Genomic DNA, 15,982 nt, shown 5'->3' with positions numbered 1-15,982 from the left:
GAGGAGACGCCCGGGCGCGGCACCGACCCCGCAGCCCGGTTGATGGCCCGCGGTGGCGGAGGGGCCGTGCCGGGGCGCTCCCCGCAGGGTGCCGAACGCAACCACGCCGAACGGCCCGCAGCGCTGCCGGAAAGGTTCGGCACCCGAGGAGACGCCCCGGCGCGGCACCGACCCCGCAGCCCCGGTGGCAGAACCACCCCCGCCCGGACCACCCGCTGCCAGGCCCCCGGACCCCGCGCCCCGTCGCAGCCCCCCGAAGCGACCCACACGCACCCCGCGTCCGCCCCCTGGCCCGGAGCCCGCCCCGCAGCCGGCACAGGGGATACTGGCCGCATGACGGAGACCACGGTCGGCATCGGCGGCGCGGCGGAGAGCACCGACATGGTGCTCAACATCGGCCCCCAGCATCCCTCCACGCACGGCGTCCTCCGCCTCAGGCTCGTGCTCGACGGCGAACGCATCCAGCACGCGGAGCCGGTCATCGGCTACATGCACCGCGGCGCGGAGAAGCTCTTCGAGGCCCGCGACTACCGCCAGATCGTGATGCTCGCGAACCGTCACGACTGGCTTTCCGCGTTCTCCAACGAGCTCGGCGTCGTCATGGCAGTGGAGCGCATGCTCGGCATGGAGGTCCCCGAGCGAGCGGTCTGGACCCGTACGCTCCTGGCCGAGCTGAACCGCGTACTGAACCACCTCATGTTCCTCGGTTCGTACCCGCTGGAACTGGGCGGGATCACCCCGGTCTTCTACGCGTTCCGGGAGCGCGAGGAACTCCAGGCGGTCATGGAGGAGGTCTCCGGCGGCCGTATGCACTACATGTTCAACCGCGTCGGCGGCCTCAAGGAGGACCTCCCCGCCGGCTGGCTCGGCCGGGCCCGCGCGGCCGTGGCGGACGTCCGGTCCCGGATGGACGTGTACGACGACCTGGTCACCGGCAACGAGATCTTCCGCGGCCGCACGCGCGACGTCGGCGTCCTGTCGCGCGAGGCCGTGCACGCGTACGGAGTGAGCGGCCCCATCGCCCGCGCCTCCGGCGTCGACTTCGACCTCCGCCGCGACGAGCCGTACCTCGCGTACGGCGAGCTCCAGGACACCCTGAAGGTCGCCACCCGGACCGAGGGGGACTGCCTCGCCCGCTTCGAGGTCCTGCTCGAACAGACGCACAACGCGCTGGACCTGGCGGACGCCTGCCTGGACCGGATGGCGGACCTCGCGCCCGGCCCCATCAACCAGCGGCTGCCGAAGGTGCTGAAGGCCCCCGAGGGCCACACCTACGCCTGGACCGAGAACCCGCTCGGCATCAACGGCTACTACCTCGTCTCGAAGGGCGAGAAGACGCCGTACCGCCTGAAGCTGCGTTCCGCGTCCTTCAACAACATCCAGGCCCTGGTGGAGCTGCTGCCGGGCACGCTCGTCGCCGACATGGTGGCGATCCTCGGGTCGCTGTTCTTCGTCGTCGGCGACATCGACAAGTGACCGGCTAGCGCAGCACGCCCTCCAGGAAGTCGCTGCCCAGCCGGGACACGACCTGGAGATCGAGGCCGTGCAGGACGTAGCGGCCGCGGCGCTGGGTCGTCAGCAGCCCGGCCCTGCGCAGCACGGCGAGATGGCGTGAGACCTCGGGCGCGGTGATGCCGTGCGAGTCGGCCAGCTCGCCCGTCGTGTACGGCGAGCGGGCCAGATTGCGGCACAGGCGCATGCGCATCGGGTGCGCCAGCGCCTCCATCCGCAGCTTGAGCAGGTCCACCGAAGCCGGTGAGGACAGTTCGGGCGCGCCGACCGGATAGTGGATCACCGGCCGCCAGCCGGGCGCGTGCAGGACCGACAGGTGGGGCCGGCCGAAGCTCGACGGCACGAAGGTGAGCCCCGCGCCGACGCCGGTCCCGACGGCACTGGTCCGGCCCTCGGCCAGCTTGTCGACCTGGATACGGGTCCTCGCCCCACCGGTCTCCAGGGTCAGCGCGGGGGACACGGCCCGCAGCGCCTCCGCGAGGCCCTTGTGGCGCAGCACCTCGCCGTGGTGCCGCGCGGCGGTGGCGAGCTGGACCCGCGTGCGGTGCCAGGTGTCCGCGAAGAACGCCTGGTCGCAGTCCTCGAACAGGCGCCGCAGCCAGGCCCGTACGGACGCGGGGTCGGCCAGCAGCCGGCGGGCGAAGTCCCGCTGCCGCGGCCCGCGCGCGGCGGCCAGGTCCAGCGCCCGGCCGCGCGTCGCCGCGTGGGAGAGCGGGGACGGGACGGCGGTGCCGTACGTGCTGGAGCAGAACTCCAGCGCGGCCGAGACGAACCGCTCGTCGTCCAGCCGGTCCAGCGCGTCCAGGTCCTCGGCGAGCGTGGCGCCCGTCCTGCCGTCCCCGCCGCGCACCCCGGCGAACGGCATGAAGACGTCCGAGAACGTGCTGCGCCACAGGAAGTCCGCCTCGCTCATGCGGTCCGCGAGGTCCGGTTTCAGCGACGCGGCGGCCGCGGTCGCCCAGCCGTGCAGCCCCGGGTGGTGGCCGGGCTCCGACAGTGCGTGCAGGGCCATGCCGAGCTCCGCCAGCGGGGAGGTCTCGAAGGTGATGCGCTCGGGCGGCAGGCCGGTGATGTCGATGGACACGCTCATGCGCCCATCGTGCCCGCTGCCACCGACAGGACGGCCGCCGATTGACGGGGCTCGTCAAACGAAGCGCCCCCCGGACCGCCGCCCGCGCAGGGTGGAGGACATGAACGCCATCCAGCAGCACATGATCGACGTCCACCGCGCCGCCCGCCTCGCCACCCCGCCGCCGCCGGCGCCCGGCCGCCACGACTGGCAGGCGGTGCGCGAGGTACGGGAGTACCGGCGCTTCCGGGCGGTGGCCGAGGGCCGGCCGCCGCGCACCCGCCGGCTCCGGGCCGCCCTGGCGCACCTGCTCGCCGCCGCCCGGATCCGCCCGGCGCACCGCCCCCGCCCGGTGGCGGCCAGGACGCCGCGCCCGTGCGGCTAGGGCACGGCACCGGGCGCCCAGATGCGGCCGGGGCACACCGCCGCCCACCGCCGGACACCCTGTCAGGTCGCGCCACCGCCCAGCACCAGGGGTCCCGTGCCACCAGGGCATCCCAGCCCAGCACCAGGGCGCGCGCCCCGTGCGGTCAGCGCGTGTCGCCCCCGCCCGGCGCCAGGCGTCCCGTGAAGTCCGCCACCGCCGCCGCCACGTCCCCCGCCGTCCACTCCAGGCCGGCCGCAGCCACCGTCACCTCCGTGACGGAGATCCCCGGCGGCGTGTCCTCGGACCACCTGCGGAACAGCGTCACGCCCGTCTCCTCCGCCTGCCGCACCGACGCCTCCGTCAGGACGTCCGCCGGGTACGGCAGCCACACCTGGAACTGGTGCGTGTGCGGCGGCTCGGGACGCACCCGGAACCACGGCAGGCCCGCCGCGTGGAAGCCGTCCGCGAGCGCGGCGGCCACCACCTTCGCGTGGGCGACGTACTCCGGCAGCCGGGGCAGCTCCCGCTCCAGGCCGAGCAGGGCGGAGAGCGCCGCCGGGTACTGCTGGAAGACCTGCCCGCCGTACCGGTGCCGCCACACGCGTGCCTCCGCCACCAGGGAGGCCGGTCCGGCCAGCGCCGCCCCGGACATGGCGCCGAGGGACTTGTAGAACGACACGTACACGCTGTCCGCCAGTTCGGCGATCTCCGGGAGCGCGCGCCCGAAGTGCGGGGCGCATTCCCACAGTCGGGCGCCGTCGAAGTGCACCACCGCGTCACGCTCCCGCGCGGCCTCGACGACCGCCGTCAGCTCCTCCCACGACGGCAGTACGAAACCGGCGTCCCGCAGCGGCAGTTCCAGCATCAGCGTGCCGAACGGCTCGTCCCAGTCGCGGACTTCGTCCGCCGTTGGCAGCCGCGGCGCGGCCGTCGGACGCGTCGTACGCAGACCGCTCACCACCGACAGCGCGCCGCCCTCGTGCACCTCCGGGTGCGACAGCGGGTGCAGCGCCACCGTCGCGCTGCCGGTGCGCCCCGCCCAGCACCGCAGCGCCACCTGCTGCGCCATCGTGCCGGTCGGGAAGTACGCCGCCGCCTCCGTGCCCAGCGTCCGCGCGACGCGCCGCTCCAGCTCGGCGACCACGCCGTCGCCGTACACGTCGGTCCACTCGTCCAGGTCGTACACGCCGCCGGCGTCCGCCAGCGCCGCCAGCCGCTCGCCCACCGTCGACTCCACCGGGGCGCGCCACAGGGTGCGCCCGGACTTCCGCCAGGCGGTGAGCCTGCGCCGGCGCTCGTCCTGCTCGCTGCTGTCCGTCATCGGACGATCATCGCGTACCGTGCGGCCTCTGCCCACAGCCTGTGGACAGTGAGGCGATCGCACGAAACGCTGGCGTAGCATGACGAGAAATCGTCCGGTACCCCCCGCGGACTGGAACGGAAGGCCGTCCCCGCGTGAACGTGAACGCACCCAACGCAAGCCATGAGCCCCTGGACGCCAGGGACCGCCCCGCACGCCTCACCGTAGGCGTGGTGGGCGCGGGCCGGGTGGGCCCCGCCCTCGCCGCCGCGCTGCGCCTCGCGGGCCACCGCCCCGTCGCCGTCTCCGGCGTCTCGGACGCGTCCGTGCGCCGGGCCGCGGCCCTCCTGCCGGGCGTCCCGGTCGTCACGCCCGCCGAAGTCCTGGCCCGCGCCGAACTCGTCCTGCTGACCGTTCCCGACGACGCCCTGCCGGGCCTCGTCGAGGGCCTCGCGGAGACCGGCGCCGTACGCCCCGGACAGCTCGTCGTGCACACCTCGGGACGGTACGGAACGCGCGTGCTGGAGCCCGCTCTGCGCGCCGGCGCGCTGCCCCTTGCCCTGCACCCCGCGATGACGTTCACGGGCACGTCCGTCGACGTGCAGCGCCTCGCGGGATGCTCCTTCGGCGTCACCGCGCCCGAGGAGCTGCGCCTCGCGGCCGAGGCCCTCGTCATCGAGATGGGCGGCGAGCCCGAGTGGATCGCCGAGGAGGCGCGCCCGCTCTACCACGCCGCCCTCGCCCTGGGCGCGAACCACCTCGTCACCCTGGTGGCCCAGTCCATGGAACTGCTGCGCACCGCGGGCGTCGAGGCGCCCGACCGGATGCTCGGACCGCTCCTCGGCGCGGCCCTCGACAACGCGCTGCGCTCCGGCGACGCGGCCCTGACCGGCCCCGTCGCACGCGGCGACGCGGGAACGGTCGCCGCGCACGTCGCGCAGTTGCGCGAGCACGCGCCGCAGGCCGTGGCCGGATACCTCGCCATGGCCCGTACGACCGCCGACCGCGCCCTCGCGCACGGCCTGCTGAAGGCGGAGCTGGCCGAGGACCTGCTGGACGTACTGGCCGACGGGGGCGCCACCGGCCCCGGCGGGGACACGGCCGAAGGGGCCGGGGGAGAGGACCGATGAGCGAGGCGTTCGAGCTGGTCCCCACCCGCGCTGACCTCCAGCACGCGCTGGAGCACTCCGGCGCGCCCGGCCGCACCGCCGTCGTCATGACCATGGGCGCCCTGCACGAGGGCCACGCGACGCTGATCCGCACCGCGCGGCGGCACGTCGGCCCCCAGGGCTTCGTCGTCGTCACGGTCTTCGTCAACCCGCTCCAGTTCGGCGCCGGCGAGGACCTCGACCGCTACCCGCGCACCCTCGACGCCGACCTCGCGCTCGCCGAACGGGCCGGTGCGAACGCCGTGTTCGCCCCGTCCGCCGACGAGGTGTACCCGGGCGGCGCACCGCAGGTCCGCGTCTCCGCCGGCCCGATGGGCGAGCGGCTGGAAGGGGCGTCCCGCCCCGGCCACTTCGACGGCATGCTGACCGTCGTCGCGAAGCTGCTGCACCTGACCGCGCCCGACGTCGCCTTCTTCGGGCAGAAGGACGCCCAGCAGCTCGCCCTGATCCGCCGCATGGCGCGCGACCTGAACTTCCCGGTCGAGATCGTCGGTGTGCCGACGGTCCGCGAGGAGGACGGCCTGGCGCTGTCCAGCCGCAACCGCTACCTCGCGCCCGCCGAGCGCCGCACCGCGCTCGCCCTCTCCCGCGCGCTGTTCGCCTCCCGCGACCGGCTCATCGCCCTGGAGGCCCTGCACGCGCGCGCGGCGGCCCAGGGCGCGCCGACGACCCCCGCGCGCGTGGCGGCCCTGGCCGGTCTCGGCGAGGCCCGCGCGGCGGCCGACGCGCACGCCGTCGAGCAGGCGGGCCACGCGGACCTCAGCGGCCCGGCGGCGGTCCGCGCGGCGGCGGCCGCCGTCCTGGACGAGGCGGCGCGCCTCGACCCGCCCCTCGCCCTCGACTACGTCGCCCTGGTCGACCCGTCGGACTTCACCGAGGTGCCCGACTCCTACAGCGGCGACGCGATCCTCGCCGTGGCGGCCAGGGTCGGCGCCACGCGCCTCATCGACAACATCCCGCTGACCTTCGTCCACGAGGCCGGCCCAGACAGCGAAGTCCGCGAGCAGGGAGCCCCGGCATGACCCGAACCGGTATACGGCTGAAGGCCCCCGCCCCCGGCTGGACCGTCGACGCGGACGTCGTGGTCGTCGGCTCCGGCGTGGCCGGCCTGACCGCGGCCCTGCGCTGCGCCGCCGCCGGGCTGCGTACGGTCGTCGTCACCAAGGCCCGCCTGGACGACGGCTCCACGCGCTGGGCGCAGGGCGGCATAGCCGCCGCCCTCGGCGAGGGCGACACCCCCGAACAGCACCTGGACGACACGCTCGTCGCGGGCGCGGGCCTGTGCGACGAGGAGGCCGTACGGGCCCTGGTCACCGAGGGTCCCGACGCCGTACGCCGCCTGATCGACACCGGCGCGCTCTTCGACACCGACCCCGAGTCGGGCGTCATCCAGCTCACCCGCGAGGGCGGCCACCACCGCCGCCGCATCGCCCACGCCGGCGGCGACGCCACGGGCGCCGAGATCTCCCGGGCGCTCGTCGAAGCCGTACGGCGCGCGTCCCTGCGCACGATCGAGAACGCCCTGGTCCTGGACCTGCTGACGGACGCCGACGGACGCACCGCGGGCGTCACCCTGCACGTCATGGGCGAGGGCCAGCACGACGGCGTCGGCGCCGTCCGCGCCCCGGCCGTCGTACTGGCGACGGGCGGCATGGGGCAGGTCTTCTCGGCCACCACCAACCCGTCCGTCTCGACCGGCGACGGCGTCGCGCTGGCGCTGCGCGCGGGCGCCGAGGTGTCGGACCTCGAATTCGTCCAGTTCCACCCGACGGTGCTCTTCCTGGGCGCGGACGCGGAGGGCCAGCAGCCGCTGGTGTCGGAGGCCGTACGGGGCGAGGGGGCCCACCTCGTCGACGCGGACGGCGTCCGCTTCATGACCGGGCAGCACGAGCTGGCGGAGCTGGCCCCGCGCGACATCGTCGCCAAGGGCATCATGCGGCGGATGCGCGAGCAGGGCGCCGAGCACATGTACCTCGACGCGCGCCACTTCGGCGCCGAGATGTGGGAGTCCCGCTTCCCGACCATCCTCGCGGCCTGCCGCTCGCACGGCATCGACCCGGTCACCCGGCCCATCCCGGTCGCCCCTGCCGCGCACTACGCGTCCGGCGGCGTACGGACGGACCTGCACGGCCGCACCACGGTCCCCGGGCTCTACGCGTGCGGCGAGGTGGCCTGCACGGGCGTCCACGGCGCGAACCGGCTCGCCTCCAACTCCCTCCTGGAGGGCCTGGTCTTCGCCGAGCGCATCGCCGACGACATCGCGGCGCACCCGGCCTCGCCCGGCCCGGCGGTACACGGCGAGGACGGGACCCCGGGCCCGCTCCTCGACCCGGCGACCCGCATCAGGATCCAGCGGATCATGACGGCGGGCGCCGGAGTGCTGCGTTCCGCCGACAGCCTCGACCGCGCGGCCGAGGCGCTGGAGCTCCTGTACCGCACAGCGGCCGACGCGGCGGCGGACCCCGGGCACACGGGCGACACGAAGGACGCCGAGCCCGGTGTGGACGCCTGGGAGGCCACCAACCTGCTCCTCGTGGCGCGCGTCCTGGTCGCCGCCGCCCGCGCCCGCGAGGAGACCCGCGGCTGCCACTGGCGCGAGGACCGCCCCGACCGCGACGACGAGGCATGGCGCCGCCACCTCGTCGTACGGCTCGCGCCCGGCCGCACCCTCGCCGTGCACCGCACCGAAACCGCATCGTTCCCGCCCGTAGGACCCGGCCCCGTACCAGCTCAGAGGGAGCAGTAACCGTGAGTACGCCCGACAACCCTCAGCTCCTGCCGACCGCCTCCGGCGGCTGCGGCGACGCCTGCGGCTGCGGCGGTGAGGAGACGTACGAACTCGACACCGCCGAGTGCGGCCTCGACCCCGACCTCGTGCAGCTCCTCGTCGCGTCGGGCCTCGACCCGCTGGAGGTCGAGGACATCGCGAACGTCGCCCTCGCCGAGGACCTGGCGCACGGCGTGGACGTGACGAGCGTCGCGACCGTCCCCGAGGACGCCGTCGCGACGGGCGACTTCACGGCCCGCGAGGCCGGCACCGTGGCGGGCCTGCGGGTCGCCGAGGCGATCCTGTCGGTCATCTGCACCGACGAGTTCGAGGTCGAGCGCCACGTCGAGGACGGCGACCGGGTCGAGGCCGGGCAGAAGCTCATCAGCGTCACCACCCGCACCCGCGACCTGCTCACCGGCGAGCGCAGCGCGCTCAACCTGCTGTGCCGGCTCTCGGGCATCGCGACGGCCACGCGCGCGTGGGCGGACGCCCTCGAAGGCACCGGCGCCAAGGTCCGCGACACCCGCAAGACGACCCCCGGCCTGCGCGCCCTGGAGAAGTTCGCCGTCCGCTGCGGCGGGGGCGTCAACCACCGCATGTCCCTCTCGGACGCGGCGCTCGTGAAGGACAACCACGTGGTCGCGGCGGGCGGCGTGGCCGAGGCGTTCACGCTCGTGCGCAAGGCGTTCCCCGAGGTCCCGATCGAGGTCGAGGTCGACACGCTGGCCCAGGTGACCGAGGTCCTGGACGCGGGCGCCGACCTGATCCTGCTGGACAACTTCACCCCGGAGCAGACCGCCGAGGCGGTCGCCCTCGTGAACGGCCGCGCGATCCTCGAGTCCTCCGGCCGCCTGACCCTGGACAACGCCCGCGCCTACGCGGACACGGGCGTCGACTTCCTCGCCGTCGGGGCGCTCACGCACTCCTCCCCGATCCTCGACATCGGCCTCGACCTGCGCGAGGCGAAGTAACCCATGCTGCTCACCATCGACGTCGGCAACACGCACACCGTCCTCGGCCTGTTCGACGGGGAGGAGATCGTCGAGCACTGGCGCATCTCCACCGACGCCCGCCGCACGGCCGACGAGCTCGCCGTACTCCTCCAGGGCCTCATGGGCATGCACCCCCTGCTGGGCGACGAGCTGGGCGACGGCATCGAGGGCATCGCGATCTGCTCGACCGTCCCGTCCGTGCTGCACGAGCTGCGCGAGGTGACCCGCCGGTACTACGGCGACGTCCCCGCCGTGCTCGTCGAGCCCGGCATCAAGACGGGCGTGCCGATCCTGATGGACAACCCGAAGGAGGTCGGCGCGGACCGCATCATCAACGCGGTCGCGGCGGTCGAGCTCTACGGCGGTCCCGCGATCGTCGTGGACTTCGGTACGGCGACGACGTTCGACGCGGTGTCGGCGCGCGGCGAGTACACGGGCGGCGTCATCGCCCCGGGCATCGAGATCTCGGTGGAGGCGCTCGGCGTCAAGGGCGCCCAGCTCCGCAAGATCGAGCTGGCCCGGCCGCGCAGCGTGATCGGCAAGAACACCGTCGAGGCCATGCAGTCGGGCATCGTCTACGGTTTCGCCGGCCAGGTCGACGGCGTGACGCGGCGCATGGCCCGCGAGCTCGTGGGGCCCGACGGCGACCCGGACGACGTGACGGTCATCGCCACCGGCGGACTGGCCCCGATGGTGCTCGGCGAGTCCTCGGAGATCGACGAGCACGAGCCGTGGCTGACCCTGATCGGCCTGCGGCTGGTGTACGAGCGCAACGTCTCCCGGATGTGATCCCGGCGGCCGGGACGCGCCGTCGTAGATCCATTAAACAGATTTTGTCCGTTTGGTGCGTATTGTCACTGCATGCCCACGCCCTACGGAACCCGTGGCGGAATGGCGTTCGGTGCGGAAGAGCTGCGTGTGCTCCGCCGCGCCCTCGCCATCGCCCTCCATCCCGCGTCACTCTCCGACGAAGACGTCCAGGACTGTCTGCGCCTCGCGGGCACCCTGGACGAGGCGGTCCGCGAGGCGGACCGGCTGCGCGCGTTCCTGCTCGCCGACCTCGCCCGCTACCGCGACGCCCTCCCCGCGGCCGCCGGCGGCTACCTGGGGCTGCTCCAGGACGCCCTGGCCACCGGCTACCAGCCCGTCCCGGAGGACCTCGTGGCCCTGCGCGGGCTGCGCGGCACGCCGGCCGGCGCGGCGCTCCTCGACCGCTGCCGGGCCGTGGCCGAGCGGTCGGTGCGGGCGCGCCTGGCCGGCCGCACCGCCGCCCCCCTCCCGCGCACCCGGCTGCTGGCCATCGCGGGCGGCCGCGCCCCGGGCGCCGACGAGCCGCCGAAGCCCAAGCAGCCGGAGCCCTCGCGCGATCCCTTGGAGCGCCCTATGCCGAAGCCCTCCGAGGTGTTCCCGCCGCGCAAGCGCCCCGAGCCCCCGCGGCAGCGCAGGGCGGCGGGGTAGCTACCCTGGAGCGCATGGACTACGTTTCCGCGCTCCTGCCCCCCGTGGTGATGGCCGCGTTCTTCATCGCTCTGGTCACGACGATCGTCAAGACGCAGGGCGGCTCCAACAAGGCCAAGGAGGACGCCGCCGTGGACGCCACGCTGGCCCGGGCGGAGAGCGCCCGCCAGGCCGGCCGGCCGCACCCCGGCGACGCCTGACCGGCCCCCCGCTTCACGAGGGCGTACGGCTCATTTCGAGCCGTACGCCCTTTTCGCTGCGCAAATAACCAGCCATTACCGATTTCTCCTACTATGGTGGCGGTGTGCCTCGCCAATTGGGAGAGCTGGAAGACGCGGTCATGACGCGCGTCTGGCAGTGGAACCGCCCGGTCACCGTCAGGGAAGTCCTGGAAGACCTTCAGAAGGAACGGTCCATCGCCTACACGACGGTCATGACCGTAATGGACAATCTCCATCAGAAGGGCTGGGTCCGCAGGGAAGTCGAGGGCCGCGCCTATCGATATACGGCTGTCTCCACCCGCGCCGCCTACTCGGCCGCACTGATGAACGAAGCCTGGTCGACGAGTGACAACCCCGCGGCGGCACTGGTGGCCTTCTTCGGCATGATGTCCGCGGAGCAGCGCGACGCCCTCGAAGACGCGATGCGCGTCGTGCAGCGCACCGATCCCGTGGAACCCGCGCCACCCGCGGAGGGTGGCGAGAGCCCCGGGGGCCCGGGGCGATAGCGTCGACGTATGCCGTCAGAGCGAAAAGCCGTCACCGTCCGGCGTGCGAGGACCAGTGATGTGCCGTCCGTGCGCAGTCTCGTCGACACGTACGCGCAGAAGCGGATCCTGCTCGACAAAGCGAACGTGACGCTTTACGAGGACATCCAGGAGTTCTGGGTCGCCGAACGCGACGAGGACGCCACCGTGGTCGGCTGCGGGGCGCTGCACGTGATGTGGGAAGACCTCGCCGAAGTCCGCACTCTCGCCGTCGATCCCTCGTTCAAGGGCGCCGGAGTGGGGCACCAGGTGCTGGACAAGCTGCTCCAGACCGCGCGCTGGCTCGGTGTCCGCAAGGTTTTCTGCCTCACCTTCGAAGTCGAGTTCTTCTTGAAGCACGGCTTCGTCGAGATCGGAGAGGCGCCGGTCGACGGAGATGTCTACAGCGAGCTGCTGCGTTCCTATGACGAGGGCGTAGCGGAGTTCCTGGGTCTCGAACGGGTGAAGCCGAACACCTTGGGCAACAGCCGGATGCTTCTGCACCTGTGATCGTCAGAAGCCGTCGGAGCCCTATGTCCGAAACGCGCACGTTTCCCGTCTTCTCGCAGTACTGAACCTCCACCGGGGGTTTGTGTTTTCCAGGGAAAAGCGGTTTCCTTTCCGCGTACTGCATTTTCGATGAAAGGAAATCCGGTGGCACAGAAGGTTCAGGTCCTTCTTGTCGATGACCTCGACGGCGGCGAGGCGGACGAGACCGTGACGTTCGCTCTGGACGGCAAGACCTACGAGATCGACCTCACCACCGCGAACGCGGACAAGCTCCGCGGTCTGCTCGACCCGTACACCAAGAGCGGTCGGCGCACCGGTGGCCGTGCGGCTTCCGGTCGCGGTAAGACGCGCGCCGCGGCGGGCGGCAACCAGAACACCGCCGAGATCCGTAAGTGGGCCAAGGCGAACGGCTACAACGTGAATGACCGCGGCCGCGTCCCGGCCGACATCCGTGAGGCCTACGAGAAGGCCAACGGCTGAGCATTCGCGTGAGCGGAATTCGTACGCGACAACCGGGCCCGGTGGCATTCCGTCGCCGCCGTGCCCACAAGACGTACGAGATCGGGTGTTTCCCCACGGCACCCGAGTCCGGCGAAGGCCGGAAGTGTCGGTTCCACCTCGTGCCGCGGCTCGGGGGGCCGCAGCCATACGGCGGCCCCCTGCGCGCAGGCCCGCCCCGGCGGCGAGGGCGCGGTCATCCGCCCGCCCGCCCCCAGTGCCCGCAGGTCGAGGGCCACGCCGCCCCACTCCAGCCAGTCCAGCAGCCCGGGGAGCTCCTCGGCGCTGCCCGCTGCCACCAGCAGCCGCATCCGCCGCCCCATGAGCGCGACGGGACCCGTGAGCCCCGCGTGACGCCGCAGTACGGCGAAACCCGCGTCCGCGGGCAGCTCCAGGACGTCGAAGCGCAGCCCGGTCAGCAACCGCACCGTGCGGCCGTCGGCGCTCGCCGCGGTGGCCCAGCCGAGCTCGTTCTCGTACCAGCGCGCGATACCGTCGGGCGTCGGAGGCTGTGACGGCTGCGCCGGCTGTGACGGCGGCGTGCGCGGGAACGGAACCGTGGGCGTCATGTCCGGACCAACTCCTGAACGGCCGTGGGGTTACGCTCCGTGGATCACCGGTTGCTTTGCGTTGATGCCACGGGGGCGTGCGGAGGCATTCGGCGGCGCAAGGATGTTCGCCCGTAGCTGAGGGAAACGGCGCGCGCCGCATGGAGTGTCAGTGGCTGCGGGTAAGACATTCCTAGTGGGAAGGGTCGACACGCGTGTCGAACCGTCTCACGTTCGCCATCGGCGTAGTGGAGGAACGGGTATCTGCTTGGCCTGCGGGAACATCGTCTCCCACCATCAGGTTGGAGCAGGTGTCGGCTGTTCGGCAGCTCGATTCCCCGCGGAGGCGGGGGTGATCCGGACGGATGTCGGCAGTTGGAATGAGCTGTCCCGTCCTACGGGACTAGCATGCGGAAGGACTGGGAGGGGACCGACCCCTCACTGACCGACCGCTCTGAGGAGCGATTAACGATGTTCGAGAGGTTCACCGACCGCGCGCGGCGGGTTGTCGTCCTGGCTCAGGAAGAAGCCCGGATGCTCAACCACAACTACATCGGCACCGAGCACATCCTCCTGGGCCTTATCCACGAGGGTGAGGGTGTCGCCGCTAAGGCCCTGGAGAGCCTCGGGATTTCGCTCGAGGCGGTCCGCCAGCAGGTGGAGGAGATCATCGGCCAGGGCCAGCAGGCTCCGTCCGGTCACATTCCGTTCACCCCCCGTGCCAAGAAGGTCCTGGAGCTTTCGCTCCGCGAGGCCCTCCAGCTCGGCCACAATTACATCGGTACGGAGCACATCCTGCTCGGCCTGATCCGCGAGGGCGAGGGCGTCGCCGCCCAGGTCCTCGTGAAGCTGGGCGCCGACCTGAACCGGGTGCGCCAGCAGGTCATCCAGCTGCTCTCCGGTTACCAGGGCAAGGAGACCGCCGCCGCCGGCGGTCCGGCCGAGGGCACACCCTCGACCTCCCTCGTGCTGGACCAGTTCGGCCGCAACCTGACGCAGGCCGCCCGCGAATCCAAGCTCGACCCGGTCATCGGGCGCGAGAAGGAGATCGAGCGGGTCATGCAGGTGCTGTCCCGCCGTACCAAGAACAACCCGGTCCTCATCGGCGAGCCCGGCGTCGGCAAGACGGCGGTCGTCGAAGGACTGGCCCAGGCGATCGTCAAGGGCGAGGTGCCCGAGACCCTCAAGGACAAGCACCTCTACACCCTGGACCTCGGCGCGCTCGTCGCCGGCTCCCGCTACCGCGGTGACTTCGAGGAGCGCCTGAAGAAGGTCCTCAAGGAGATTCGCACCCGCGGCGACATCATCCTGTTCATCGACGAGCTCCACACCCTGGTGGGTGCGGGCGCCGCCGAGGGCGCGATCGACGCGGCTTCGATCCTGAAGCCGATGCTGGCCCGTGGTGAGCTCCAGACCATCGGCGCCACGACGCTCGACGAGTACCGCAAGCACCTCGAGAAGGACGCGGCCCTCGAGCGCCGCTTCCAGCCGATCCAGGTGGCGGAGCCTTCCCTCCCCCACACGATCGAGATCCTCAAGGGCCTGCGCGACCGTTACGAGGCGCACCACCGCGTGTCCATCACGGACTCCGCGCTCGTCGCGGCGGCCACCCTGGCCGACCGCTACATCTCGGACCGCTTCCTGCCGGACAAGGCGATCGACCTGATCGACGAGGCCGGTTCCCGGATGCGCATCCGCCGGATGACCGCGCCGCCGGACCTCCGTGAGTTCGACGAGAAGATCGCCGGTGTCCGCAGGGACAAGGAGTCCGCGATCGACTCGCAGGACTTCGAGAAGGCGGCTTCCCTTCGGGACAAGGAGAAGCAGCTCCTCGCGGCCAAGACCAAGCGCGAGAAGGAGTGGAAGGCCGGCGACATGGACGTCGTCGCCGAGGTGGACGAGGAGCTGATCGCGGAGGTCCTGGCCACGGCCACGGGCATCCCGGTCTTCAAGCTCACCGAGGAGGAGTCCTCCCGCCTGCTGCGCATGGAGGACGAGCTCCACAAGCGCGTCATCGGCCAGAAGGACGCCATCAAGGCCCTCTCGCAGGCGATCCGCCGTACGCGAGCCGGCCTGAAGGACCCGAAGCGCCCCGGTGGCTCGTTCATCTTCGCCGGCCCGTCCGGTGTCGGTAAGACGGAGCTCTCCAAGACGCTCGCCGAATTCCTCTTCGGCGACGAGGACGCGCTGATCTCCCTCGACATGTCGGAGTTCAGCGAGAAGCACACGGTTTCCCGTCTCTTCGGATCTCCCCCCGGTTACGTGGGATACGAAGAGGGCGGGCAGCTCACCGAGAAGGTGCGCCGCAAGCCGTTCTCCGTCGTTCTCTTCGACGAGGTCGAGAAGGCCCACCCCGATATCTTCAATTCCCTGCTCCAGATTCTGGAAGACGGTCGCCTGACCGACTCCCAGGGCCGGGTCGTGGACTTCAAGAACACGGTCATCATCATGACGACCAACCTCGGGACCCGGGACATCTCCAAGGGCTTCAACCTGGGCTTCGCCGCCCAGGGCGACGTCAAGACCGGGTACGAGCGGATGAAGAACAAGGTCAACGAAGAGCTGAAGCAGCACTTCCGGCCCGAGTTCCTCAACCGTGTCGACGACACGGTCGTCTTCCACCAGCTCACCGAGGAAGACATCATCCAGATCGTCGACCTCATGCTGGCCAAGGTGGACGAGCGCCTGAAGGACCGCGACATGGGCATCGAGCTGAGCTCGGAAGCCAAGTCGCTGCTCGCGAAGAAGGGCTACGACCCGGTCATGGGCGCCCGGCCGCTGCGCCGGACGATCCAGCGGGAGATCGAGGACATCCTGTCCGAGAAGATCCTCTTCGGCGAGCTGCGTCCCGGCCACATCGTGGTCGTCGACGTCGAGGGCGAGGGTGAGGCGAAGAAGTTCACCTTCCGCGGCGAGGAGAAGTCGGCCCTGCCCGACGTCCCCCCGATCGAGCAGGCGACGGGCGGCAGCGCCGGCCCGAACCTGTCGAAGGACGCGTGACCGCGCTCTGAGCGCCTGAAGGGGTGGCCCCGGAACGAAAGTTC

16 protein-coding genes are annotated in these 15,982 nt (G+C 72.1%); 13 read left to right on the top strand and 3 right to left on the bottom strand.

From position 1 onward, the window contains the following. The first annotated feature begins 333 nt into the window (after positions 1 to 333). Positions 334 to 1,476 carry an NADH-quinone oxidoreductase subunit D gene (locus tag ACWGH0_RS30315; RefSeq protein ID WP_453407461.1) on the top strand — a complete coding sequence of 381 codons (1,143 nt, stop codon included), beginning with the start codon at positions 334 to 336 and terminating at the stop codon, positions 1,474 to 1,476. Between the two features lie 4 nt (positions 1,477 to 1,480). Here the strand turns inward: ACWGH0_RS30315 and ACWGH0_RS30310 are convergent, their stop codons facing one another. Continuing rightward, positions 1,481 to 2,596 (bottom strand): DUF5937 family protein, encoded by a 1,116-nt coding sequence (locus ACWGH0_RS30310; RefSeq protein ID WP_453407482.1) that lies wholly within the window; start codon positions 2,594 to 2,596, stop codon positions 1,481 to 1,483. A 106-nt stretch (positions 2,597 to 2,702) separates the two neighbouring features. Between ACWGH0_RS30310 and ACWGH0_RS30305 the strand changes: the two genes are divergently transcribed. Beyond that, positions 2,703 to 2,966, top strand: a complete 264-nt coding sequence (locus tag ACWGH0_RS30305; RefSeq protein WP_453407460.1) for a hypothetical protein — start codon at positions 2,703 to 2,705, stop codon at positions 2,964 to 2,966. 145 nt (positions 2,967 to 3,111) lie between these two features. Here the strand turns inward: ACWGH0_RS30305 and ACWGH0_RS30300 are convergent, their stop codons facing one another. Beyond that, positions 3,112 to 4,269 (bottom strand): threonine aldolase family protein, encoded by a 1,158-nt coding sequence (locus ACWGH0_RS30300; protein WP_453407459.1) that lies wholly within the window; start codon positions 4,267 to 4,269, stop codon positions 3,112 to 3,114. A gap of 140 nt (positions 4,270 to 4,409) precedes the next feature. On the opposite strand from ACWGH0_RS30300, the gene ACWGH0_RS30295 reads away from it, so the two are divergent. The 10 genes from ACWGH0_RS30295 (at position 4,410) to ACWGH0_RS30250 (ending at position 12,372) form a co-directional block, all read left to right on the top strand. After that, positions 4,410 to 5,378, top strand: coding sequence for a Rossmann-like and DUF2520 domain-containing protein (locus ACWGH0_RS30295; protein WP_453407481.1), 969 nt, complete (start codon positions 4,410 to 4,412; stop codon positions 5,376 to 5,378). Beyond that, positions 5,375 to 6,439: a pantoate--beta-alanine ligase gene (gene panC / locus ACWGH0_RS30290; protein ID WP_453407458.1), complete on the top strand. Its 1,065-nt coding sequence runs from the start codon at positions 5,375 to 5,377 to the stop codon at positions 6,437 to 6,439. Before ACWGH0_RS30295 ends, panC begins: the two co-directional genes overlap by 4 nt. Beyond that, positions 6,436 to 8,163 carry an L-aspartate oxidase gene (locus ACWGH0_RS30285; RefSeq protein WP_453407457.1) on the top strand — a complete coding sequence of 576 codons (1,728 nt, stop codon included), beginning with the start codon at positions 6,436 to 6,438 and terminating at the stop codon, positions 8,161 to 8,163. Before panC ends, ACWGH0_RS30285 begins: the two co-directional genes overlap by 4 nt. A gap of 2 nt (positions 8,164 to 8,165) precedes the next feature. Then, entirely contained in the window at positions 8,166 to 9,158 is a 993-nt protein-coding gene (nadC, locus tag ACWGH0_RS30280) for a carboxylating nicotinate-nucleotide diphosphorylase (RefSeq protein WP_453407456.1), read from the top strand. A 3-nt stretch (positions 9,159 to 9,161) separates the two neighbouring features. Further along, a complete protein-coding gene (locus tag ACWGH0_RS30275) occupies positions 9,162 to 9,968 on the top strand; it encodes a type III pantothenate kinase (protein WP_453407455.1) in 807 nt (268 codons plus the stop codon). Positions 9,969 to 10,070: 102 nt separating this feature from the next. Further along, positions 10,071 to 10,637 (top strand): hypothetical protein, encoded by a 567-nt coding sequence (locus tag ACWGH0_RS30270; RefSeq protein ID WP_453407480.1) that lies wholly within the window; start codon positions 10,071 to 10,073, stop codon positions 10,635 to 10,637. A 14-nt stretch (positions 10,638 to 10,651) separates the two neighbouring features. Next, positions 10,652 to 10,837: a hypothetical protein gene (locus ACWGH0_RS30265; protein WP_452811039.1), complete on the top strand. Its 186-nt coding sequence runs from the start codon at positions 10,652 to 10,654 to the stop codon at positions 10,835 to 10,837. Between the two features lie 104 nt (positions 10,838 to 10,941). Further along, positions 10,942 to 11,364 carry a BlaI/MecI/CopY family transcriptional regulator gene (locus ACWGH0_RS30260; RefSeq protein WP_453407454.1) on the top strand — a complete coding sequence of 141 codons (423 nt, stop codon included), beginning with the start codon at positions 10,942 to 10,944 and terminating at the stop codon, positions 11,362 to 11,364. A gap of 9 nt (positions 11,365 to 11,373) precedes the next feature. Further along, positions 11,374 to 11,892, top strand: coding sequence for an amino-acid N-acetyltransferase (locus tag ACWGH0_RS30255; RefSeq protein WP_453407453.1), 519 nt, complete (start codon positions 11,374 to 11,376; stop codon positions 11,890 to 11,892). 144 nt (positions 11,893 to 12,036) lie between these two features. Then, on the top strand, positions 12,037 to 12,372 hold the full coding sequence (locus tag ACWGH0_RS30250; protein WP_453407452.1) for a histone-like nucleoid-structuring protein Lsr2: 336 nt from the start codon (positions 12,037 to 12,039) through the stop codon (positions 12,370 to 12,372). Here ACWGH0_RS30250 and ACWGH0_RS30245 read toward each other — a convergent pair. Beyond that, complete coding sequence (locus ACWGH0_RS30245; protein WP_453407451.1) at positions 12,351 to 12,959, bottom strand: SCO3374 family protein; 609 nt, start codon at positions 12,957 to 12,959, stop codon at positions 12,351 to 12,353. The genes ACWGH0_RS30250 and ACWGH0_RS30245 overlap by 22 nt on opposite strands. A gap of 450 nt (positions 12,960 to 13,409) precedes the next feature. Here ACWGH0_RS30245 and ACWGH0_RS30240 point away from each other — a divergent pair, with 450 nt between their 5' ends. Beyond that, the gene (locus ACWGH0_RS30240; protein ID WP_453407450.1) at positions 13,410 to 15,938 is read left to right on the top strand and encodes an ATP-dependent Clp protease ATP-binding subunit; all 2,529 of its coding nucleotides are present in this window, start codon (positions 13,410 to 13,412) and stop codon (positions 15,936 to 15,938) included. Positions 15,939 to 15,982: the final 44 nt, after the last annotated feature.

This window comes from Streptomyces sp. NPDC054887 (assembly GCF_053610585.1).
This window is presented reverse-complemented; position numbering and strand designations above follow the sequence as displayed.